This window comes from Pseudomonas sp. FW306-02-D09B, assembly GCF_058782685.1.
In genome coordinates this window covers 283,460-304,223 of record NZ_JBYSXY010000005.1, presented here as the reverse complement: position 1 = coordinate 304,223, position 20,764 = coordinate 283,460, and the positions used below count along the sequence as shown (strand labels likewise).

Genomic DNA, 20,764 nt, shown 5'->3' with positions numbered 1-20,764 from the left:
GACGATGCCCTTATCCGATGTTCGACAGTTTCAGCAGGTGGCGCAGGTCGTTGAGCAGGTCCTTGCCTTTGACGGTAGGGTCGAAGCGCAGCACCAGATTGCCGTGCGGATCGATGATCCAGAGCTGCGCCGAGCCTTTGCCCTGAACATTTTTAGTGTAGGTCGAAAGGTCCAGTGGATAACGCTGCAACTGCGGGTATTCGCGCTTGAGCTTGGCCTCATAGTCCGCGCTCAAGGGTTGGGCCACGGCCAATGCATGGCTGGCACGCGAGGCATCACGACCCAGAGCGACCTGAATCTGCCGGGCCAGGTACACCAACTGCTGACAATCGACCGAGCAGTCCTGCGGTGCGGTCACCAGCATCTGCCAGCGGTCTTCGTCCGCCTGCACCCCCAACTCGGCACGGCTCTGACCGTTGCCGATCAGTTCACCGTGATAGCTGCGACCTTCCGGCACCCAGAACTGCAACTTGTACATGCCGGTGGCGAGGATCATCGGGCCAATCACCATCAGCAGGATCAGCACCAGCTGCCAGCGCCCACGACGACGCTGTGGCGCCTGCGCTTCAGACATGTTGGGTGGATTCATGGCCGCTCCCATGCTGTTTCTCCTTTGCGTTGTGCCATCCGAAATAGAGATAAAGACCGAACAGCGCGAGCGCCATGGCGAACCACTGCACGGCATAACCGAGGTGTTTTTCCGGCCCCATCGCCACGACCGGCCAATCAACCACATAAGATGTCGGCCCGGCTTCTTCACGTAATTCGTAAGCAAACCCGGTTCGGCCCAGCTCGCTCCAGAGCTTGGCCGGATCGATCGCCGTCACCAGCCGTGGCCAGTTGGCGTTCGCCGGATCGGCATGCAGTTGAAAGGTCGCGCCCGGGGGGACATACACCCAGGCGTCGAGACTCAACGATTGCTCGGGGGTGGTGAACACCGGCGGTGTGCGCCGGTTCGGCCACGGCAGCCAGCCGCGATTGAGCAATAACCAGAGACCGCTCGCCTGGTCGTGAAAGGGTTGCAGCAGCTCAACCCCCGGCCGGCCATTGCGGGTGCGGTTGTCGAGCAGGTAACTGTGGGCCGCATCGAACTGGCCATGCAGGCGAACGCGTCGGAATGCCGGGTCTTGAGTGCTCGACAGTAGTTCGCTGGTCATCGGTTCAGCCACGCGGCGTTCGGCGTAGCTCGCCAGCAACACGCGTTTCTGCTCGCCCCGGCTTAATTGCCAAAACCCCAGAAAGACCAGCAACGGCAGCAGTGCGAGCACCACCAGGGTCGGTGCGATACCTGGCCGAAAGCGCTTCATGGCGTCGCCAAAAAGTTGATAAACAGGGTAGCTATACTCAAGTACATCGCATTCCCCCGGAGTCTCACCATGCTCAAAGCAGCCATCGTCCTGATGCTGATTGCCACGGTTGTCAGCCTGTTCAGCGGCCTGTTTTTTCTGGTCAAGGACGACAGCAGCTCAAAACGCCTGGTCACCGCCCTGAGTGTTCGTGTCGGCCTGGCTGCCATCACCGTCGGCTTGATTGCCTGGGGGTTCTTCAGCGGCCAGCTGGTGTCCAGCGCGCCCTGGTAAGCGCCACCTCAAAGCACGTAAACGAAGACAAACAGGCCAATCCACACCACATCGACGAAGTGCCAATACCAACTGGCCGCCTCGAAGCCGAACTGGTGATCGCCATCGAAATGCCCACGCATGATCCGCATCAGCATCACGAACAGGATGATCGTGCCGATGGTCACGTGAGCGCCATGGAAACCGGTCAGCATGAAGAAGGTCGCGCCATACACGCCTGAGCCCAGGGTCAGTCCCAGCTCGTGATAGGCGTGGATGTATTCCTTGGCCTGGAAGCTGAGGAACGCACAGCCCAGCAGTACTGTCAGCGCCAGCCAGAGCTTCAGTGCGCCGCGATGGCCCTTTTTCAAGGCATGGTGGGCGATGGTCACCGTGACGCTGGAGCTCACCAGTAACACCGTGTTCAGCAGCGGCAACCCCCAGGGACTAATGACTTCCTTGGGCGGTGGGAAGAGTGTCGGGTCAGGGGTGTGCAGCAGCGGCCAGGCGAACTGGAAGTTCGGCCAGAGCATGTGCGCGATGCCCTTGCCGCCCTCACCACCGAGCCACGGCCCGGACAGGTTGCGCACGTAGAACAGCGCACCGAAGAAGGCGATGAAGAACATCACCTCGGAGAAAATGAACCAGCTCATGCCCCAGCGGAACGAGCGATCAAGCTGCGAGCTGTACAACCCCGCGCGGCTTTCCTTGATCACCGTGCCGAACCAGCCGAACAGCATGTAGGCCAGCAACAGGCCGCCAACGAAGAAGATCAGCGGGCCGTGGGATTCCGGGCGCGCGGCCTTGAGGTCGTTGAACCAGGTCGCCAGGCCAAACACGGTGACGAACATGCCGATCGTGGCAATGATCGGCCATTTGCTCTGGGCGGGAACGTAATAATGCTCATGACTTGCCATTTATTGTTCTCCTTATCGGGCACGCTTGAACGCCTCAAGGACCGGCATTGGTGTTTGCCACGACCGGTGGATGACGTGCGGTGATATCGAACAGCGTGTAAGCCAGCGTCAGGTGCTTCACATCCTTGGAAATCTCACGGTCAACGATGAAACGTACGGGCATTTCGATTCGTTCGCCGGGTTGCAGCACCTGCTGGGTGAAGCAGAAGCACTCGGTCTTGTGGAAATACACCGCTGAGTCGCCCGGAGAAATGCTTGGTATCGCCTGCGCGCTCATTGGGTGATCGGTCGGGTTGCGGGCGACGAAGATCATCTCGTTCACCGCCCCCGGATTGATCACCATGTCGTCGGCCTTGGGATAAAACTCCCAGACCATGTCCACGGCGTTGGTCGACAGAAACTGCACGCGGATTTGCCGCGACGTGTCGACCACCTGCTCGCCTTCGTACTGCCCGGCGGTTTTGCCGTTGATGCCGAACGCCTTGCACATCACGTCGTAGATTGGTACCAGGGCAAACCCGAAGACAAACATGCCGGCCACCACTAACAGCAGCCGGGTGACCAGCTTCTTCATGGAAATAGAGTCAGCCATGACGGCGGGCCTCAGCGGCTATAACGTTCATTTCACTTCCGGTGGCGTGACAAAGGTGTGATACGGCGCCGGCGACGGCACGCTCCACTCCAGGCCTTCTGCCCCTTCCCAGGGTTTCGCCGGGGCTGCCGGACCGCCACGGATGGTCTTGATCACGATGAACAGGAAGAAGATCTGCGTCGCCCCGAAGGTGAACGCGCCAATCGACGACACCATGTTGAAGTCGGCGAATTGCAGGTTGTAGTCCGGAATCCGCCGCGGCATACCCGCCAGGCCCACGAAGTGCATCGGGAAGAAAGCCATGTTCATGCCGATGAACGACAGCCAGAAGTGCAGCTTGCCGAGGGTTTCGTCGTACATGTGGCCGGTCCATTTCGGCATCCAGTAGTAGGCCGAAGCGAAGATCCCGAAGATCGCCCCCGGCACCAGCACGTAGTGGAAATGCGCGACCACAAAGTAAGTGTCCTGGTACTGGAAGTCCGCCGGGGCGATGGCCAGCATCAACCCGGAGAACCCGCCAATGGAGAACAGGATCACGAATGCCACGGCAAACAGCATCGGTGTCTCGAATGTCAGCGAGCCCTGCCACATAGTGCTGACCCAGTTGAACACCTTGACCCCGGTGGGCACCGCGATCAGCAGCGTCGCGTACATGAAGAACAGCTCGCCCACCAGCGGGATGCCGACCACGAACATGTGGTGCGCCCAGACGATGAACGACAGGAAGGCAATACTCGCCGTGGCGTAAACCATCGAGGTGTAGCCGAACAGTGGCTTGCGAGAGAAGGTCGGAATGATCGAGCTGACGGCACCGAACGCCGGCAGGATCATGATGTACACCTCGGGGTGGCCGAAGAACCAGAACACGTGCTGGAACAGCACCGGATCACCGCCACCGGCAGCGCTGAAGAAGCTGGTGCCGAAGTGGATATCCATCAACATCATGGTCACGCAACCCGCCAGCACCGGCATCACCGCGATCAACAGGAACGCGGTGATCAGCCAGGTCCAGACGAACAGCGGCATTTTCATCAGGGTCATGCCCGGGGCACGCAGGTTGAGGATGGTGGCGATCACGTTGATCGCGCCCATGATCGAGCTGATACCCATCAAGTGGATGGCAAAGATGAAGAAGGTCACGCTTTCCGGCGCGTAGGTTGTCGATAGCGGGGCGTAGAAGGTCCAGCCGAAATTCGGTCCGCCGCCCGGCATGAACAGCGTCGACACCAGCAGCAGAAACGCTGCCGGCAGCAGCCAGAAGCTGAAGTTGTTCATCCGCGGCAGGGCCATGTCCGGCGCGCCGATCATCAGCGGGATCATCCAGTTGGCGAGGCCGACAAACGCCGGCATCACCGCACCGAAGACCATCACCAGACCGTGCATGGTGGTCATCTGATTGAAGAATGCCGGTTCGACGATCTGCAGGCCGGGCTGGAACAACTCGGCGCGAATCACCATGGCGAACGAACCGCCGAGCAGGAACATCATGAAGCTGAACCACAGGTACAGCGTGCCAATGTCTTTGTGGTTGGTGGTCAGCACCCAGCGCATCAGGCCCTTGGCCGGACCGTGGACGTGGTTGTCGACGATTGCATGACCGTGGTCATCGTTCACAGCATTCATGGCCTGTCTCCTGCAAACGGGTGGGCTGGACAGCTCGGGGTGCTTGGCCCCAAGCGTTCAAGGGAACACGCAATAGACCGGGTCATTTGCTTGCCGCCTGTTTGAGGGCCAGTACGTCTTTAGGGGTGACCATGTCGCCTTTGTTGTTGCCCCAGGCATTTCGTTCGTAGGTCACGACGGCAGCGATATCGACTTCCGACAGCTGCTTGCCGAACGCCGCCATGGCGGTACCGGGTTTGCCGAAGAACACACGGTGCAGGTGGTCTTCTATTGGCCCGGTCGCGATTGGCGAACCTTTGAGTGCCGGGAACAGCGGTGGCATACCCTGGCCTTCAGGCTGGTGACAGGCAGCACAGGTGGTGTGATAAATCTTGTCGCCGCGTTCCTTCAGCTCGTCGAGGGTCCACTCTTTACTGGTCAGCTCCTTGAGCTTGGCGGCGTCGGCTTTGCGCTCGGTCAGCCAGGTGTCGTAGTCGGCCTGGGTTTTGACGTCGACCACAATTGGCATGAAGCCATGGTCCTTGCCGCACAGTTCGGCGCACTGGCCACGGTAGATGCCGGGCTTGTCGACGCGGGTCCAGGCTTCGTTGACGAACCCTGGAATCGCATCGCGCTTAACCGCAAACGCCGGCACCCACCACGAGTGGATGACGTCGGCAGAGGTCACCAGAAAGCGCACCTTGGCACCGATCGGCAGCACCAGCGGCTGATCGACTTCCAACAGGTAATTTTCGCCTTTGGCAGTTTTGTTGTGGATTTGCTCTTGCGGTGTGGCCAGGTTGCTGAAGAACTCGACGTCCTGACCCAGGTATTTGTAGTGCCACTTCCACTGATAACCGGTGATCTGGATATCGATATCCGGCTCACTGGTGTCATACATCTTGATCAGGGTCGCGGTCGCCGGAACGGCCATGGCGACCAGAATGATGAAAGGCACCACGGTCCAGAGGATCTCGACCGTCGTACTTTCATGGAACTTGGCGGCCACCTGCCCGGTGGAGCGTCGATGCAGCATCATCGACCAGAACATGGCGCCGAAAACGATGATGCCGATCACCACACAGATCCAGAAAATGGTCATGTGCAGGTCGAATACTGCGTGACTGACTTCAGTCGCTCCAGGCGCCATATTCACAGTCCAGGCCGCTTGCGCCTGACCGAAAATCGACCACAACAGGAGGCCCATCCAGACATGTGGATGTCGCATCATTGCGGGTTCCCCTTATCGTTCTTGTTATCCCGCCGGCTAACACCGACGGCAAGGGAGCGGCTTTTTCAGACTACGAACTTGAATCGCCGGGCCTTGCTGCCTACGCAGTCGGGCGTCATCAGCTAACTCCATTCAGATCCGAGTATAGACAGCGAGTGCGACCCCGCAACGCGATGGCGTAAATGAGCTGAAACACCTGACACTTGCGCCACAGGCCACGGATGGAGAAGGATGTGGGATCGGTGATGGCAAATCGATATAACGCAGTGGCATGAAAGGTGAAATAATTATGACAAATACGTCTTAGCCACTTGTATAAGCAGGCTAACTTATGTCTTCCCCTATTTCCTTGCATTCGTTTCCTGGAGTTTTCATGAACACCGCCGCATTGCGCGAGCAGATTCAACGTGCACAACAACATGAAGCCGAAACCGGTCAGCTGACCCGTCAGCTGGAAGTCCAATTGCCGCACCTGCATTCATCCATCCAATTGCCAGACATCGACGCCAAGGGCGTGATGACCCGTTTTGTCACTGCTTATATAGAACAAGTGCCGGACTTGCTCGACGCTGCCAATGACGTAGCGCGTGAAGCGGGGATCGAGTCGCAGATCAAACCGGTGCTGACAATCGCCGAGCAGTTCTTCCTCCAGCCACCGGCAATCATGGCCGGTCACGAAGGCCTGGATGGCCTGCTGGATGAAGCCTACCTGGCACATCGCCTGGTAGAAGAGGTTAACGACCTCTACATCAAACATTTCGGCCAGCCACTGATCCCATTGGACATGACTGTCGCCAACCTGATTGCCCACCAACTGATCGGCGAGGACTTCGCCAATCAACTGGATGAGGCTGTGCATCACGCCGTTGATGAGATGCTGAACGAAGAAAGCTTCGCGCTGGAGTCCGTCGAAGCCTACCGGGAAAAACTCAACAGCCCGGACACCGGCGCCGCCTGGAAGCGCTGGCCATGCCTGTCGCGCCAGCTGGGCGTAGGCCTGGAACTGGATCAGCCAGCTGCCTGAGTCTGAACATACCCCTGTGGCGAGGGGGCTTGCCCCCGTTGGGCCGCGAAGCGGCCCTCGCTTCTCCTGTATGTACAGGTTTGCGGCTGCTGCGCAACCGAACGAGGCGGTGCGGCGTTCCGACAAGCCCGCTCGCCACAGTCAGCGCAACACTAAGACCCCACTCCTACGGTCGTCCGTAATCGCCCCTCCAGCCGGCGCTTCAATCCGCGCGCCTCGATCAGCAGTTTCGAGCCTTTGCTGGCATTGGCCCGCCCCCATTCCTCAAGCAACTCCAGACATGAGTGGTCGATATAACTCAGGTTATTGAGCGGCACATGCACCGTCGCGCCCGCCGGAATAGCCCCTAGCACCCGGGTCAACGCCGGCACCTTGAGAAAGGTCGCAGCCCCCATCAATCGCAACTCCATTTCGCCCTCTGCCGGAAGGTCGATCAGGCTGATTTTCAACCGCGAAGCCTTCCAGGCCAGCTTCGCCAGGGTCAAGCCAAAACCGACCAGCACTCCGGTCAGCAAGTCGCTGAAGATAATCGCCAGCGCGGTCACCGCGTAGGTAATCATCGGCATCCGGCCATACCGTCCCAGTCCGCGAAACGCCTTCAAATCCACCAGTTTCACCCCGGTGTACACCAGCACGCCTGCCAGACTGGCAACCGGAATGCTTTGCAGCACACTGGACAACAGCAACACAAATGCCAGCAGCCAGACACCGTGAAAAATCGCCGACAACCGCGTTTTGGCGCCGGCCTGTACGTTGGCTGAACTGCGCACGATCACGCCCGTCATTGGCAGAGCGCCGACCAGACCGCAGAGCATGTTGCCGATGCCTTGGGCGGACAGTTCGCGGTCGAAATCCGAACGCTCGCCGCTGTGCATGCGATCGACCGCAGCGGCCGAGAGCAGGGTTTCGGCGCTGGCAATGAAAGCCACGGCGAAGGCGGCGATCAGCAGGTTGGGGTCGGCGAAATTCAACAGGTCGGCCGGTTTCAGCCAGTCAATTGCCTCGGCGAGGTTAGCCGGGACTTCAACCCGTTTGACGTTCAACGCCAGCGCCAAACTGGCGAGGGTCGCCAATCCAACACCAAGCAACGCGCCAGGAATGAAACGCAGCCCTTGCGGGCGAAATTTCTCCCACAGTCCCATGACCAGAATCGTCGACAGCCCAAGCAGACCGGCCTGCCAACCCAGCCCGCCACCCAGGGTCGGCAAGGCTTGGGCAACGGCCGCCGGAAACCCGCTGAGGTTATCCAGGCCTGAGGGTTTAGGGACGCCGTCGAGCATCACATGCACCTGCGACAGCACGATCAGCACACCGATGCCCGCCAGCATGCCGTAAACCACCGCTGGCGCCGTCACGCGGAACCAGCAGCCCAGCCGCAAACGCCCGGCCACCAGTTGCAGAAACCCGGCCAGCAACAGAATTGGTCCGAGCATCGCCACACCATGCTGGCGCACCAGTTCAAAGACCAGTACCGCCAGCCCCGCAGCCGGACCGCTGACTTGCAGCGGCGAACCTGCCAGCCAACCGACCACCAGACCACCGATAATTCCGGTGATCAGGCCTTTGGCCGGCGGCATGCCGGAAGCGATTGCAATCCCCATGCATAAGGGCAGGGCGACCAGAAACACCACCACCGAAGCCAACAGCTCCCGTGGCAAAACAGCTTTCAATTGCGCAACACGCATGAGCGTTCTCCTGAGATTCTTCAGGCGTGGCGAAGCCCGACCGCTTTTTCAGCAGCCTTGGCCAGACCAGACAAGGTGTTTAGGAGGATTTAGAAGCGCGCTTTGGGCGTCGCCACGGGAATCGGATGACTGCCATCAAGAGGCAGGAAGCAGCCCTTATCCGCGTCGTAGGCTTTTATTTCGCTGGTTTCGATGCTGTAGACCCAGCCATGGATAAACAGCTGACCGTTGGCCATGCGCGAGGCCACTGAAGGGTGAGTGCGCAAATGCTGCAACTGGGCGATGACGTTTTCTTCGGTAAGCACCTGCATGCTTTCGTTTTCGTCAGCGCAATGGCAGTTTTCCTGGACCATGGTTTTTGCCACTTCGGCGTGACGTAGCCAGGCTTTGACCGTGGGCATTTTTTCCAGGCTTTGTGGATTGAGTACCGCCCGCATGGCGCCGCAATCAGAGTGTCCGCAAATGATGATGTGCTGCACGCCAAGGGCCAGCACCGCATATTCGATGGCTGTGGATACCCCGCCGTTCATCTGGCCATAGGGCGGCACTACGTTGCCAACGTTGCGGGTGACAAACAGATCGCCAGGAGCGCTTTGGGTAATCAATTCGGGAACGATGCGCGAGTCCGCGCACGCAATGAACATCGCTCTGGGCCGCTGAGCCGTGGCGAGTTTCTTGAAGAGCTCTTCCTGTTGCGGGAAGACCTCGTGGTGGAAGTGTAAAAAACCGTCAACGATGTGCTGCAGCGCTGCATCGGCGCTTTCGGCCTCGGGCAGGGCGGAAGCCGACGCAGCCAACGGCTGTTTATCCTTGTCACTCATGATTCATCCTCTTCGACGGAGTAGGGAAATTTTCCCGTTTTACCTGGGATAAAGCCAGCGACTGGTAAGGAAACATCCAGATCGCCGATCAGTGACCATCCAGTCACTTGATGAGCAAGGTACCCACCGAAACTTAACTCAAACTGAATCAACTGCTCTAGAACGTGCGTTCCAGGTTACAAAAAACGTGACTGACGGACAAACACACAACGCTTTTCACTACTCACCATAGGCCAATTGTTGCTAAAGCAACGACATTTGAGCCCCGGGCGGACAAAAGGCTGTGCAGTGCAGGTTGAAGCCTTCACGTTGATTGAGCCCAAGACGTTTTATTGTTTTGGCGAAGCGTTGCGCCAACAGATCGGCGAACGGTCCTTCACCGCGCATACGAGCGCCAAAACGACTGTCATACAGTTCGCCGCCGCGGCTTTGACGGATCAAACTCAATACATGGGCTGCACGCTGCGGATAGTGGGCTGCCAGCCACTCCTCGAACAACGGTGCCACTTCCAGCGGCAGACGCAACATCATGTACGCCGCACTCTGCGCACCGGCCGCGTGAGCTTCGGTCAGCAGGCTTTCCAGTTCACTGTCGTTGATCATCGGGATCATCGGCGAACACAAGACACCCACCGGAATCCCGACCTCACGCATGACCCGAATCGCCCGCAACCGCGCCTTCGGGGCGGCCGTTCGCGGCTCAAGGATGCGCTTGAGCTCGTCGTCGAGGCTGGTCAGGCTGATCATCACCGCCACCAGCCGCTGTTCGGCAAGCTCACCGAGCAAATCCAGATCACGAAGAATCAACGAGCCTTTAGTGATGATCGTCACCGGATGCCGGTAACGCAGCAGCACCTGAAGAATCCGCCGGGTGATTTTGTGTTCACGCTCGATCGGCTGATAGGGATCGGTATTTGAGCCCAGATTGATCGGCGCACACTGATAACCGCGCTTGGAAAGCTGCTGCTCCAGTACGTCGGCCGCGTTGCTTTTAGCGATCAGCTTCGTCTCGAAGTCCAGACCCGGTGACAGGTCCCAGTAGGCATGACTGGGTCGCGCATAGCAGTAGATGCAGCCGTGCTCGCAACCTCGATAGGGATTGATGGAGCGATCGAAGGGCAGGTCGGGCGAGTTGTTGCGGGTGATGATGGTTTTCGCCGTCTCGATGCGCACCTCGGTGCCTTGGGTCAGCGGTGCTTCCTGGTACCAGCCATCGTCTTCGACCACCGAACGGTTCGGTGCAAAGCGATTGTGCGGGTTGCTGGCGGTGCCACGTCCGCGAGGTGGCAAGGGCGTGAACATTGGAAAAAACTCTCATGGCTGTATGTATGTACAGTACCGAAAGATCCAATGTCAGGCCAGTGCCGTTCGGCAGCTTCAGCGAAAAGATCAGGCTAGCCGCCTACCCACTTTATATAACTACTTGCTAATCACGCTATATACGCAAGAACGAGAAACATATAAGCATTGGTCATCCGATAAAGATAACCCGTACTATCCTTGGCACACGCACCACCAGACTGAACAACCATTAAAAGGATTTAACAATGTCTTTCTTTAATCAACGCGGTATCTTTCTGCAACTTATGCAGCCGAGTCCTTCTGAACCCAATACCCTGGTTTCACTGCAACTTGCCCGTAAAGAACTTGGCTGGGATGCGGAAAATGAAATGCAAACCGAGACGCTGGTGAAATCGATTTTCATGACGGCTGTTTCCAGCGACGGCGGGCACTCCTTCACCCTCGGAACCGTGCGCAAGGATGTCGACGGTGATGGCGACATTGATGCCGATGACAAAGCCAAGCTGCTGGCACTGGCCAAAGCTTACGCAAATATTGTTAATCCATGATTAACTTGATCGCGTAGCGGTTAATGCACTCTACCGATCATAAACCAACGCCTGCGAGGCTCATTTCGCAGGCGTTGATTATTACAACTTAATAAACATCAATTAGAACTTGTTAGTTTTCCAGACTTGTCAGCAGGCATTGATTTCACTTCATCCTTGCGCACGCCAGCGACGTCAGCCGGCTTAATCTGCGCCCCCTTGTTTCCCCAACTCGTGCGAATGAAGTTCACCACATCCGCCACTTCCTGATCCGACAAACGCCAGGCGAATGCCGGCATGGTGAACGTCGACGGCGCCGTGTGGGTCGCCGGCAAGGTACCGCCCTTGAGCACGATCTTGATCAGCGAGGTCGGATCGTCCGATTGCAACACCGGATTGCCCGCCAGTGCCGGGAATACCCGGGTGTAGCCATGCCCGTCGGTACGGTGGCAGGCGGCACAGTTGTCGATGTACACCGAGGCACCGGGTTTGCTGTCGTCACCTTTCCACAGCGCTTGTGCCACTTGCGGGTCGTACGGGTGTGGCTGATCGTTCGGATCATTCGCCGGCAAAGACTTGAGGTATCGGGCGATCGCTGTCAGGTCGTCATCGCTCATGTATTGCATGCTGTGTTCCACCACATCGCTCATGCCGCCGAACACTGCACTGCGGTCACTACGACCGGTCTTGAGGAACTGCACCAGTTGCTCTTCGCGCCAACTACCGAGTCCATCCTTGTGATCGCCACGCAAGCTTTTCGCGATCCAGCCTTCCAACGGCGCACTGCCTGACAGAAACGCACTGCCTTCGTTGGCGCTCAAGGCTTTTTCCTGCATGGTCAGGGCTCGCGGCGTATGGCAAGCGCCGCAATGTCCGAGGCCTTCCACCAGATAGGCTCCACGGCTGATTGCCGCCTCTTTACCGTCGGCCGGCTGATACGCCACGACGCTTGGCGCAAACATCCAGCGCCAGCCGGTCAGTGGCCAGCGCATGCTCAACGGCCAGGGAATGTCGCTGCCCTTGTTCTCTTGAGTGACCGGCACCACGCCTTTCATGAAATAGGCATACAAGGCTTTCATGTCTGCATCGCTGACACGGGCATAGGACGGATACGGCATCGCCGGGTAAAGCGTACTACCGTTTTTGGCCACACCATGGCGCACGGCTTTGTCGAAATCGTCAAAGCTGTAGTCGCCCAGGCCGGTTTTGTCCGGGGTGATGTTGGTGGAATAGATCGTGCCGATCGGCGTCTCCATCGGCAGTCCGCCTGCAAACGGCTTACCACCCTTGGCGGTATGGCAAGCCACACAGTCACCCGCGCGGGCGAGGTATTCGCCCTGTTTGATCAACGCTTGCGATGCATCTTCTGCCGCGCTGATCGAGCAACTGCCGAGCAGGGCAAGGGTGGCGATAACGAGATTTTTCATGGTCATCGCTCCTTAAGCCTGAACCAGCGGGCCGGGATTCTTCAGGTACTGCTCGCGAATCGCCCGCGCCGACCAGTAGGTCAGTGCCGCGACCAGACCGGTCGGGTTGTAACCCAATCCTTGCGGGAACGCCGAAGCGCCCGGCACGAACACGTTATGTACGTCCCAGCTCTGCAAATAGCGGTTCAGCGCACTGGTTTTCGGATGAGTGCCCATGATCGCTCCACCATTGAGGTGGGTGGTCTGGTAAGAAGCCGTGTTGAAATGTTCACCCACCTGTTTGCCGAGCAGGGCAATGGCCTTGGGGTTCATCGCTTGTGCGATCTTGCTCATCTTGTCGACCATGAAGCGGTTCATCTTGATGTCGTTTTCATGCCAGTCGAAAGTCATCCGCAGCAGCGGCTGGCCGTAGGCATCGCGGTATACCGGGTCGAGATCCAGGTAGTTGCCTCGGTAGGACTGATGCGCACCATGAGCGTCCATCGACACTTGGTGGGTGTAGTAATCGGCAGTCGCACGTTTCCATGCACTGCCCCAGGCGGGTGTTCCCGGCGGGTTCGAAGTTCCGGCAATCGGCCGGCTGCCGGCCTGGTTGACCCACATCGGTGCACCACCGACAAAGCCGTGCGGGCCGTGATCGAAGTTGTCGGCGTTGAAGTCATCCACCGCCACACCATTGCCACCTGCGCCAATGAAATTATTGGTGTGCACGTCTTTGTCGAAGTAGGCCTTGATCGTCGCCATGTTCTGATAGGCGAAGTTCTTGCCGACCACACCTTCGCCGCTGATCGGGTCGTACGGTTTGCCGATCCCGGACAACAGCATCAACCGCACGTTGTGGAACTGGAACGCACCGAGGATCACCAGGTCCGCCGGCTGCTCGATTTCCCGACCCTGACTATCGATGTAGGTCACACCGGTCGCCTTGCGCTTGGTACTGTCGAGATTGACCCGCAGCACGTGGGAATTGGGCCGCAACTCGAAGTTCGGCAATGGCTTGAGCGCCGGCAGGATGTTCACGTTCGGCGAAGCCTTGGAGTACATGTAGCACACGTAGCCACTGCAAAAACCGCAGAAGTTGCACGGTCCCATCTGCGCACCGTAGGGATTGGTGTAAGGCCCGGAGGTATTGGCGGAAGGGAGGTTGTAGGGTTTGTAACCGACAGCATTGGCAGCATTCTGGAACAACTGCGCGGAGTAGGTGTTCTTCTGCGACGCCAACGGGAAGTGGTTCGAACGGTCCGGTGCATAGGGGTTACCGCCCTTGCCTTCGCCGACCACTTGACCTTTCACGGTCCAGGCCTGACCCGAGGTGCCGAAGACTTTCTCGGCGTAATCGAAAAACGGTTCCAGCTCTTCATAGCTGACGCCAAAGTCCTGGATGGTCATGTCCTTGGGGATGAAGTGCTTACCGTAGCGCTCCTCATAATGACTGCGCATACGCAACTCGATCGGATCGACCCGAAAGTGCACACCCGACCAGTGCAGTCCGGCTCCGCCCACACCATTACCCGGCAGGAACGCCCCGAGCTGACGGTTGGGCAGCGCAATGTCATTCACGCTATGGCGAATGGTCACTGTCTCTTTGGAGATGTCCTGAAAGAGTTTCTTGCGCACGCTGTAGGTGAGTTCGTCGATCACCTGCGGATAGTTGCCGTCGGGGTAGGTGTCCTGCATCGGCCCGCGTTCCAGCGCCAGCACATTGAGGCCAGCCTCCGTCAGTTCCTTGGCCATGATCGCGCCAGTCCAGCCAAACCCGACGATCACTGCGTCGACCTTCTTCATGGTGGTTGTCATGCTCACGCCCTCTCGCCGCGAATAGAAACTGCCGGGAAGGGGTATTGCTCGTTGCGTTCAACCCAATCCATGAAATCGGCGCGCGCGCCGGGAAAGCCGATCATGGTCCAGCCGACCATGCCTTTGTTGCCGCCGTGGATCGGGTCGCAGAAGAACCCTTCCTTGGTGTTTTGCAGCAAAAGGCTGAAAAAAATCTTCGGCGGGACGCTGTCGAATGTTGGCGTACCGGCCTCCAATTGCTTGAGCAAATCGTCTCGGGTAGCGCTGTCTTGCGCAGCAAAAACTTTGCCGTTGAACGCCTTCGACCAGGCGTCCGTCGCGGCGATACCCAAACGGTAGATGTCCTTGGGAACCAGTTTGCTCTGCCAGCCCATTTCCGGCGCAGCGTCCGCATTGAACGGGCCTTGCATGTACCAGAGAGCACCCGCCGCGTACGGGGTATTCATTTGCCGGTCGATGTACTCCGGCACACCCGCTTCGAGTGCACCCGGTCCCTGTTCATCGGCAGGAATCAAGCGGGCAACCGCTGCCTGGATGAATGCCCACTCTTCGGCGGTGAAGTAGCTCGGCTCATAAACACTGCTGCTGACCGGCGTTTTGCCAGGACCGGCCGGTGCGGCTTCAGGAGCGGCCATCAAGACCGAACTGCCCAAACCGGTACTGGCAACGGTGACCACCGGGATCAAGGTCAGGGATTTGCGTAAAAACTCACGCCGCGGGTTGTCTCGATCTTGATCAGACATGGGGGGGGTGCACCTCATCAGGCATTCACGGATAGATCAGCTGCTTCATGGAGCAGCTTGTCGTTTTGGCAGCGATGCAGGCCGATAAGGCCCGAAGGAAAAGAACATATCTGCAAACTTTAGTTACAAATGGTAGCAGGCTAAGCATATGAGTGAATCGTTTCAGTTTAAAATCCACAGATTATTTCTGAAGTATCGAGGGCCCCTCAGGCTTAACGATTCTTTGACAAGCCCCTCACAGAGCTTTGACTGCTCAGGGTTCAGGCTGGGATTTAGTCACCCATTCCTTCATCCACGGCTCCCTGACTCATGTCGAAAAACCACCTCTTGCTCGCACTGTGCCTGTCGCTCATGGCGTTATTTGCGTTCGATCAGGTTCAAGCCGAGCAAACCCAATCCATCCGTCCCGGCGAATGGGCCCAGCCGGTCGAAGCGCAGTACGGCCTTTACCAGATGTCACCGACTCTCTACCGCAGCACACTTCCCGATCACGGAGCGCTGCCGCTGCTGGAAAAACTCCAGATCACGACGGTGATCAATTTTCTGCCCGAGTCCGACGCAAGCTGGCTATCGACACCCGGCATCAACCTGGTGCAATTGCCGTACAAGACCAGCCATGTCGATGACAGCGAGGTGCTCAGTGCATTGCGGGCCATACAAACCGGTCAAAGCAAAGGCCCGGTGTTGATCCATTGCAAACGCGGATCGGATCGCACTGGCCTGATGGCTGCGATGTACCGCGTGGTGGTACAAGGCTGGAGCAAGGAAGACGCCCTCGACGAAATGACCCAGGGCGGTTTCGACGACAATACCCACTTCAAGAACGGAATTCGCTACATGATGAAGGCAGATATCGAAAAACTGCGTACCGCACTGGCCAACGGCGATTGCAGTACCAGTGTGTTTGCGACCTGCTCGATGAAAAGCTGGTTGAAAACGGTCAATAGCGAAAAACCGAAGATCTGAGGGGCGCGCCACAACCAGCCCCTGCCCCAAACAGGCAAGGCGGGGTCGTGAACATACAATCGAGGAGTGTGGCGTCAGTCGATAAATACCGCCCTTGAGCGCTCAGACTCAAAGGCGGATTACCAAGCGCCGGGAGATCAGGAGTGATCGTCGGGCTTTTTCTTCAGCTTTGGATTGGGGAAGAACTGCACAGCCTGGACCTTGGCATCCGGGACTTTCAACGCGGTGGTATTGACCCGCGTACCCAATTCCTTGGGTACTGACAGACCTTGCTCGTTCAGCGTGTCGGAATAACCGCAGGCCACGCATTCGCGGTGCGGCACCTCGTCTTCGCTCCACATCATCAACTTGTCCGGCTCGCTGCACGCCGGACAGACTGCCCCGGCGATGAAGCGTTTCTTGGTTTTGCTCACTGGCGCGTCACTCATGCTGCCGCGTCCTCGTCGAGGCCGCTATGGCGCAAGAGTGCGTCAATCGACGGTGCACGTCCGCGGAAGTCGACGAACAGCACCATCGGCTCCTGAGAACCGCCGCGCGCCAGGATCGCCTCGCGGAACGCACGACCGGTGGCCGCATTGAGAACGCCGTCTTCCTCGAACTTCGAGAAGGCATCGGCTGACAGCACTTCAGCCCACTTGTAGCTGTAGTAACCCGCCGCGTAACCGCCAGCGAAGATGTGCGCGAAGCTGTTAGGGAAACGGTTGTAGGCCGGTGGACGCATGACCGAAACCTCGTCGCGCACGCCTTCAAGCACTTGCAGCACGCTACGGCCGTCGCCATGGGTGGCGTGCAATTCGAAGTCGAACAGCGAGAATTCCAGCTGGCGAACCATCATCAGTCCGGACTGGAAGTTCTTCGCAGCGAGCATTTTTTGCAGCAGGTCCTGCGGCAGTGGCTCGCCGGTTTCGTAATGACCGGAGATCAACGCCAGGCCTTCGGGCTCCCAGCACCAGTTTTCCATGAACTGACTTGGCAGCTCGACCGCGTCCCACGCCACGCCGTTGATCCCGGACACGCCGGAATATTCAACGCGGGTCAGCAGGTGATGCAGGCCGTGGCCAAATTCGTGGAACAGCGTGGTGACTTCATCGTGGGTCAGCAGGGCAGGCTTGCCACTGTCGGCCGGGGTGAAGTTGCACACCAGATTAGCCACCGGGCTTTGCAGTACACCTTCAGCGGTGCGGCGACGGTCGCGGGCGCCGTCCATCCAGGCACCGCCGCGCTTGTTGGCACGGGCATACAGGTCGAAGAAGAAGCGCCCGACGTGCTCGCCGTTCTCCTTGATTTCGAACAGGCGAACGTCCGGATGCCAGGTGTCGAAACCTTTCAGCTCGGCGATTTCGATGCCATACAGACGCTGAACGATAGCGAACAGACCGCTCAGGACTTTATCGATCGGGAAGTACGCACGCAGGGTTTCCTGGGCAACGCTGTAACGCTGTTCACGGAGTTTTTCGCCGTAGAAACCGCTGTCCCAGCTTTGCAGATCAGGGCAACCCTGTTCGGCAGCGTAGGCTTTGAGTTGCTCGAGATCCTGCGCGGCGAACGGTTTGCTGCGCTTGGCCAGATCGCGCAGGAAGCTCAGCACCTGATCGCTGGACTCGGCCATTTTGGTTGCCAGGCTCAGCTCCGAGAAACTGGCGAAACCCAGCAGCTTGGCCAGCTCCTGACGCAGGTCGAGGATCTCTTCCATCACTGGGCTGTTATCGTTCTGACCGGCGTTCGGGCCTTGGTCCGACGCACGGGTGCAGTAGGCGGCGTAGACTTCTTCGCGTAGCGCGCGGTCTTGGGCGTAGGTCATCACCGCGTAGTAGCTCGGGAATTCCAGGTTGATCAGCCAGCCTTGCAGATCTTTGGCTTGGGCGGCGGCGGCCATTTGCGCCTTGGCCGAATCGGTCAGGCCGGCGAGGGCGGCCTCATCGGTGATGTGTTTGGTCCAGGCCTGGGTGGCATCGAGCAATTGGTTGGAGAAATGGCTGCCCAGCTCGGACAGCTTGCTCTGCACCTCGGCGTAACGTTTTTGCTCAGCCGCCGGCAAATCGATACCCGACAGACGGAAATCACGCAGCGCGTGTTCCAGAATGGTTTTTTGCGCGATATCGAAACCGGCTGCTTCCGGGCTATTGACCAGCGCTTCATAGGCCTGGAACAGCTCGCGGTTCTGGCCCATTTCAGTGGCGTAGGCACTCAGCGCCGGCAGGCAGGACTCGTAAGCCTCACGCAGTTCGGCACTGTTGCACACCGCGTTCAGGTGACTGACCGGGCTCCAGGCTGCGCCCAGGCGATCGTTCAGTTCGTCCATCGCCAGCACCAGGCCCGCCCAGGTAGGCTGTTTGCCCTGGGTTTTGAGGATCTCGGCGATGGCGGCGCGGTTGTCCGCAAGGATCTGTTCGATGGCCGGTTGTACGTGCTCGGCGCGGATCGCCGAGAACGGCGGCAGGTCGTAGGGCTGCAAAAGAGGATTGTTCACGCTCACGGTTGGCACCTTGGCTGGAAGAAACATGCGGCCATCTTAATTACAATCGACGCCAACCGCAGCTATCAACAACAGAGAGAGAGCCTATCGTGTCCCTTCGCAAGTACCAGAACCACACCCCCGTGCTCGGCAAATGCGCCTTTGTCGACAGCTCGGCGGTGGTGATCGGCGACGTCGAAATAGGCGAAGACAGCTCTGTCTGGCCGCTGACCGTGATCCGCGGCGACATGCACCGCATCCGCATTGGCCAGCGCACCAGCGTGCAGGATGGCTGTGTGCTGCACATCACCCACGCCGGGCCCTTCAACCCTGACGGTTTCCCGCTGTTGATCGGCGACGACGTGACCATCGCCCACAAAGTCATGCTGCACGGCTGCTCCGTCGGCAACCGGATCCTGATCGGCATGGGCAGCATCGTCATGGACGGCGCGGTGGTCGAAGACGAGGTGATCATCGGCGCTGGCAGCCTGGTGCCGCCGGGCAAACGCCTGGAAAGCGGTTTCCTCTATGTCGGCAGCCCGGTGAAACAGATCCGTCCACTGACTGACAAGGAACGGGCGTTTTTCACCTACAGCGCGGCGAATTACGTGAAGCTCAAAGACCTGCATCTGGCCGAAGGCTACGACCAGCTCTGACACCGGCAGACTCACTCAGGAATATTCATGCATTACCAAACCGTTTTATTCGACCTCGATGGCACCCTGACCGACCCGCGTGAGGGCATCACTCGCTCGATCCAGTTCGCCTTGAGCAAACTGGGGATCGACGAGCCCGACCTGACCAAGCTCGAACACTTCATCGGCCCGCCATTGCTGCAAGCCTTCATGCAGTTCTACGACTTTGATGAGCCGAAGGCCTGGGAGGCGGTGAATTTCTACCGCGAGCGCTTCAAGGTTACCGGCCTGTACGAAAACCGCGTGTTCGACGGTGTCATGCCATTGTTGGAAACCCTTGATGGGCAAGGGCGGCAGCTGTATATCGCGACGTCGAAGCCCTGGGTTTTCGCCCGGGAAATCGCCCGGCACTTCGGTTTCGATCGGCACTTCAAAGTGATCTACGGCAGCGAACTGGATGGCACCCGAACCGATAAGGTCGAGCTGATTGCCCATTTGATGGCCGAAGAAGGCCTGGACCCGGCCAGCACACTAATGATCGGCGACCGCAAACACGACCTGATCGGCGCCAAACGCAACGGTCTGGACGCAGCGGCGGTGGGCTATGGATTCGGCAGCCACGAAGAATTGAGCGCCGAACAGCCGGCGTATCACTTCGAGACATTGGCCGAGTTGCATCAGACGTTTTTGCGGGGTTAGTGGAATCGCCATCGCGGGCAAGCCTTGCTCCTACAGGGGCATGGCGAGAGCAAAAAATATGGGCGACACAAATAATCGTAGGAGCAAGGCTTGCCCGCGATGGCGGCCTGACAGACACATCCTGAGCAACAGTTGCCAACTCGACTCTCTTTTATCGTCCTAGTCTCAGATGTTGAGGCCACGATCAAGGAGATTCATCAATGCCTGCGCCGCATCATACACATCGCCTGCGTACCGGGCGCCATTCAGAGTCAGGACAAATTTACTTGCTCACGGTGGTTGTCCGGGATCGTCAGAAGGTGTTTGTCCACTTCAAGAATGGACGACTCGTGGTAGATGCATTCAAGAAAGCTCAACAAGAGCAATTCGCTGACACATTGGCCTGGGTTGTCATGCCTGATCATTTTCACTGGCTGATGGAGCTGCAGAACACCCAGCTATCAGCCTTAATGGCACGTACCAAATCACGAATCACAGTGACGCTGAATCGCTCTATGAAGCGCCAAGGTCCACTCTGGCAGTCGGGTTACCATGACCGGGCGATACGCAAGGAGGAAGACTTGCAGGCCGTGGCCCGATACATCGTTGCCACTCCCTTGAGAGCAGGATTGGTCAAGAAAATTGGGGACTATCCTTTGTGGGATGCGGTGTGGTTATGAGCTGAACATGGCGAACGTTCACCGGCCCCATCGCGGGCAAGCCTTGCTCCTACAGGTGGTGTGCCGTTCACACCATCGTGAATACGCCGCTCCCCCGTAGGAGCAAGGCTTGCCCGCGATGAC

General features: G+C 58.4%; 21 protein-coding genes. 7 read left to right on the top strand and 14 right to left on the bottom strand.

All coding sequences use genetic code 11. The features are described 5' to 3' along the window. Positions 1-10 precede the first annotated feature (10 nt). Entirely contained in the window at positions 11-601 is a 591-nt protein-coding gene (locus AC3WK5_RS11640) for a PA_0111/PP_0108 family redox-active disulfide protein (protein ID WP_103314931.1), read from the bottom strand. Further along, a complete protein-coding gene (locus AC3WK5_RS11635) occupies positions 567-1,307 on the bottom strand; it encodes an SURF1 family protein (RefSeq protein WP_103314898.1) in 741 nt (246 codons plus the stop codon). The genes AC3WK5_RS11640 and AC3WK5_RS11635 overlap by 35 nt, the downstream gene beginning before the upstream one ends. 69 nt (positions 1,308-1,376) lie before the next feature. On the opposite strand from AC3WK5_RS11635, the gene AC3WK5_RS11630 reads away from it, so the two are divergent. Next, the gene (locus AC3WK5_RS11630; protein WP_019694466.1) at positions 1,377-1,580 is read left to right on the top strand and encodes a twin transmembrane helix small protein; all 204 of its coding nucleotides are present in this window, start codon (positions 1,377-1,379) and stop codon (positions 1,578-1,580) included. Between the two features lie 8 nt (positions 1,581-1,588). Here AC3WK5_RS11630 and AC3WK5_RS11625 read toward each other — a convergent pair whose 3' ends face one another. From AC3WK5_RS11625 to coxB, 4 genes are all read right to left on the bottom strand, one after another. Next, positions 1,589-2,476, bottom strand: a complete 888-nt coding sequence (locus tag AC3WK5_RS11625; protein ID WP_054594932.1) for a cytochrome c oxidase subunit 3 — start codon at positions 2,474-2,476, stop codon at positions 1,589-1,591. A 34-nt stretch (positions 2,477-2,510) separates the two neighbouring features. Beyond that, positions 2,511-3,068: a cytochrome c oxidase assembly protein gene (locus AC3WK5_RS11620; protein ID WP_103314897.1), complete on the bottom strand. Its 558-nt coding sequence runs from the start codon at positions 3,066-3,068 to the stop codon at positions 2,511-2,513. A gap of 27 nt (positions 3,069-3,095) precedes the next feature. Next, the gene (ctaD, locus tag AC3WK5_RS11615) at positions 3,096-4,691 is read right to left on the bottom strand and encodes a cytochrome c oxidase subunit I (RefSeq protein ID WP_103314896.1); all 1,596 of its coding nucleotides are present in this window, start codon (positions 4,689-4,691) and stop codon (positions 3,096-3,098) included. Between the two features lie 82 nt (positions 4,692-4,773). Continuing rightward, on the bottom strand, positions 4,774-5,901 hold the full coding sequence (gene coxB, locus AC3WK5_RS11610; RefSeq protein ID WP_054594929.1) for a cytochrome c oxidase subunit II: 1,128 nt from the start codon (positions 5,899-5,901) through the stop codon (positions 4,774-4,776). Positions 5,902-6,274: 373 nt separating this feature from the next. Here coxB and AC3WK5_RS11605 point away from each other — a divergent pair, with 373 nt between their 5' ends. Beyond that, complete coding sequence (locus tag AC3WK5_RS11605; protein WP_054594928.1) at positions 6,275-6,925, top strand: hypothetical protein; 651 nt, start codon at positions 6,275-6,277, stop codon at positions 6,923-6,925. Between the two features lie 152 nt (positions 6,926-7,077). Here AC3WK5_RS11605 and AC3WK5_RS11600 read toward each other — a convergent pair whose 3' ends face one another. The 3 genes from AC3WK5_RS11600 to AC3WK5_RS11590 form a co-directional block, all read right to left on the bottom strand. Next, entirely contained in the window at positions 7,078-8,610 is a 1,533-nt protein-coding gene (locus AC3WK5_RS11600; protein WP_103314895.1) for a SulP family inorganic anion transporter, read from the bottom strand. A gap of 89 nt (positions 8,611-8,699) precedes the next feature. After that, positions 8,700-9,431, bottom strand: coding sequence for a carbonic anhydrase (locus AC3WK5_RS11595; protein ID WP_054594926.1), 732 nt, complete (start codon positions 9,429-9,431; stop codon positions 8,700-8,702). Positions 9,432-9,674: 243 nt separating this feature from the next. Beyond that, the gene (locus AC3WK5_RS11590; protein WP_103314894.1) at positions 9,675-10,733 is read right to left on the bottom strand and encodes a PA0069 family radical SAM protein; all 1,059 of its coding nucleotides are present in this window, start codon (positions 10,731-10,733) and stop codon (positions 9,675-9,677) included. A 245-nt stretch (positions 10,734-10,978) separates the two neighbouring features. On the opposite strand from AC3WK5_RS11590, the gene AC3WK5_RS11585 reads away from it, so the two are divergent. Next, positions 10,979-11,281 carry a hypothetical protein gene (locus AC3WK5_RS11585; protein WP_054594924.1) on the top strand — a complete coding sequence of 101 codons (303 nt, stop codon included), beginning with the start codon at positions 10,979-10,981 and terminating at the stop codon, positions 11,279-11,281. A gap of 98 nt (positions 11,282-11,379) precedes the next feature. Here AC3WK5_RS11585 and AC3WK5_RS11580 read toward each other — a convergent pair whose 3' ends face one another. From AC3WK5_RS11580 to AC3WK5_RS11570, 3 genes are read right to left on the bottom strand one after another with little or no spacing between them, the layout of a single operon-like run. Beyond that, positions 11,380-12,687: a c-type cytochrome gene (locus tag AC3WK5_RS11580; protein WP_103314893.1), complete on the bottom strand. Its 1,308-nt coding sequence runs from the start codon at positions 12,685-12,687 to the stop codon at positions 11,380-11,382. Between the two features lie 12 nt (positions 12,688-12,699). Beyond that, positions 12,700-14,484 (bottom strand): GMC family oxidoreductase, encoded by a 1,785-nt coding sequence (locus AC3WK5_RS11575; protein WP_054594922.1) that lies wholly within the window; start codon positions 14,482-14,484, stop codon positions 12,700-12,702. Positions 14,485-14,486: 2 nt separating this feature from the next. Beyond that, entirely contained in the window at positions 14,487-15,227 is a 741-nt protein-coding gene (locus AC3WK5_RS11570) for a gluconate 2-dehydrogenase subunit 3 family protein (RefSeq protein WP_054594921.1), read from the bottom strand. Positions 15,228-15,536: 309 nt separating this feature from the next. On the opposite strand from AC3WK5_RS11570, the gene AC3WK5_RS11565 reads away from it, so the two are divergent. After that, on the top strand, positions 15,537-16,193 hold the full coding sequence (locus AC3WK5_RS11565) for a dual specificity protein phosphatase family protein (protein ID WP_103314892.1): 657 nt from the start codon (positions 15,537-15,539) through the stop codon (positions 16,191-16,193). A 137-nt stretch (positions 16,194-16,330) separates the two neighbouring features. Here AC3WK5_RS11565 and AC3WK5_RS11560 read toward each other — a convergent pair whose 3' ends face one another. Both AC3WK5_RS11560 and prlC read right to left on the bottom strand, forming a co-directional pair. Continuing rightward, positions 16,331-16,621 carry a YheV family putative zinc ribbon protein gene (locus tag AC3WK5_RS11560; RefSeq protein ID WP_019694456.1) on the bottom strand — a complete coding sequence of 97 codons (291 nt, stop codon included), beginning with the start codon at positions 16,619-16,621 and terminating at the stop codon, positions 16,331-16,333. Continuing rightward, positions 16,618-18,696: an oligopeptidase A gene (gene prlC, locus AC3WK5_RS11555; protein ID WP_177474737.1), complete on the bottom strand. Its 2,079-nt coding sequence runs from the start codon at positions 18,694-18,696 to the stop codon at positions 16,618-16,620. The genes AC3WK5_RS11560 and prlC overlap by 4 nt, the downstream gene beginning before the upstream one ends. 62 nt (positions 18,697-18,758) lie before the next feature. Between prlC and AC3WK5_RS11550 the strand changes: the two genes are divergently transcribed. From AC3WK5_RS11550 to AC3WK5_RS11540, 3 genes are all read left to right on the top strand, one after another. Continuing rightward, entirely contained in the window at positions 18,759-19,304 is a 546-nt protein-coding gene (locus AC3WK5_RS11550) for a gamma carbonic anhydrase family protein (protein ID WP_054594919.1), read from the top strand. Positions 19,305-19,331: 27 nt separating this feature from the next. After that, positions 19,332-19,982: an HAD family hydrolase gene (locus AC3WK5_RS11545; protein WP_103314891.1), complete on the top strand. Its 651-nt coding sequence runs from the start codon at positions 19,332-19,334 to the stop codon at positions 19,980-19,982. A 200-nt stretch (positions 19,983-20,182) separates the two neighbouring features. After that, positions 20,183-20,641 carry an REP-associated tyrosine transposase gene (locus AC3WK5_RS11540; protein ID WP_103314890.1) on the top strand — a complete coding sequence of 153 codons (459 nt, stop codon included), beginning with the start codon at positions 20,183-20,185 and terminating at the stop codon, positions 20,639-20,641. Positions 20,642-20,764 lie beyond the last annotated feature (123 nt).

Excerpts from the sequence above, each read along its gene's own strand:
- AC3WK5_RS11640 (WP_103314931.1), bottom strand. The coding sequence starts at position 601 with ATGGGAGCGGCCATGAATCCACCCAACATGTCTGAAGCGCAGGCGCCA.
- AC3WK5_RS11635 (WP_103314898.1), bottom strand. The coding sequence starts at position 1,307 with ATGAAGCGCTTTCGGCCAGGTATCGCACCGACCCTGGTGGTGCTCGCA.
- AC3WK5_RS11630 (WP_019694466.1), top strand. The coding sequence starts at position 1,377 with ATGCTCAAAGCAGCCATCGTCCTGATGCTGATTGCCACGGTTGTCAGC.
- AC3WK5_RS11625 (WP_054594932.1), bottom strand. The coding sequence starts at position 2,476 with ATGGCAAGTCATGAGCATTATTACGTTCCCGCCCAGAGCAAATGGCCG.
- AC3WK5_RS11620 (WP_103314897.1), bottom strand. The coding sequence starts at position 3,068 with ATGGCTGACTCTATTTCCATGAAGAAGCTGGTCACCCGGCTGCTGTTA.
- ctaD (WP_103314896.1), bottom strand. The coding sequence starts at position 4,691 with ATGAATGCTGTGAACGATGACCACGGTCATGCAATCGTCGACAACCAC.
- coxB (WP_054594929.1), bottom strand. The coding sequence starts at position 5,901 with ATGATGCGACATCCACATGTCTGGATGGGCCTCCTGTTGTGGTCGATT.
- AC3WK5_RS11605 (WP_054594928.1), top strand. The coding sequence starts at position 6,275 with ATGAACACCGCCGCATTGCGCGAGCAGATTCAACGTGCACAACAACAT.
- AC3WK5_RS11600 (WP_103314895.1), bottom strand. The coding sequence starts at position 8,610 with ATGCGTGTTGCGCAATTGAAAGCTGTTTTGCCACGGGAGCTGTTGGCT.
- AC3WK5_RS11595 (WP_054594926.1), bottom strand. The coding sequence starts at position 9,431 with ATGAGTGACAAGGATAAACAGCCGTTGGCTGCGTCGGCTTCCGCCCTG.
- AC3WK5_RS11590 (WP_103314894.1), bottom strand. The coding sequence starts at position 10,733 with ATGTTCACGCCCTTGCCACCTCGCGGACGTGGCACCGCCAGCAACCCG.
- AC3WK5_RS11585 (WP_054594924.1), top strand. The coding sequence starts at position 10,979 with ATGTCTTTCTTTAATCAACGCGGTATCTTTCTGCAACTTATGCAGCCG.
- AC3WK5_RS11580 (WP_103314893.1), bottom strand. The coding sequence starts at position 12,687 with ATGAAAAATCTCGTTATCGCCACCCTTGCCCTGCTCGGCAGTTGCTCG.
- AC3WK5_RS11575 (WP_054594922.1), bottom strand. The coding sequence starts at position 14,484 with ATGACAACCACCATGAAGAAGGTCGACGCAGTGATCGTCGGGTTTGGC.
- AC3WK5_RS11570 (WP_054594921.1), bottom strand. The coding sequence starts at position 15,227 with ATGTCTGATCAAGATCGAGACAACCCGCGGCGTGAGTTTTTACGCAAA.
- AC3WK5_RS11565 (WP_103314892.1), top strand. The coding sequence starts at position 15,537 with ATGTCGAAAAACCACCTCTTGCTCGCACTGTGCCTGTCGCTCATGGCG.
- AC3WK5_RS11560 (WP_019694456.1), bottom strand. The coding sequence starts at position 16,621 with ATGAGTGACGCGCCAGTGAGCAAAACCAAGAAACGCTTCATCGCCGGG.
- prlC (WP_177474737.1), bottom strand. The coding sequence starts at position 18,696 with ATGTTTCTTCCAGCCAAGGTGCCAACCGTGAGCGTGAACAATCCTCTT.
- AC3WK5_RS11545 (WP_103314891.1), top strand. The coding sequence starts at position 19,332 with ATGCATTACCAAACCGTTTTATTCGACCTCGATGGCACCCTGACCGAC.
- AC3WK5_RS11540 (WP_103314890.1), top strand. The coding sequence starts at position 20,183 with ATGCCTGCGCCGCATCATACACATCGCCTGCGTACCGGGCGCCATTCA.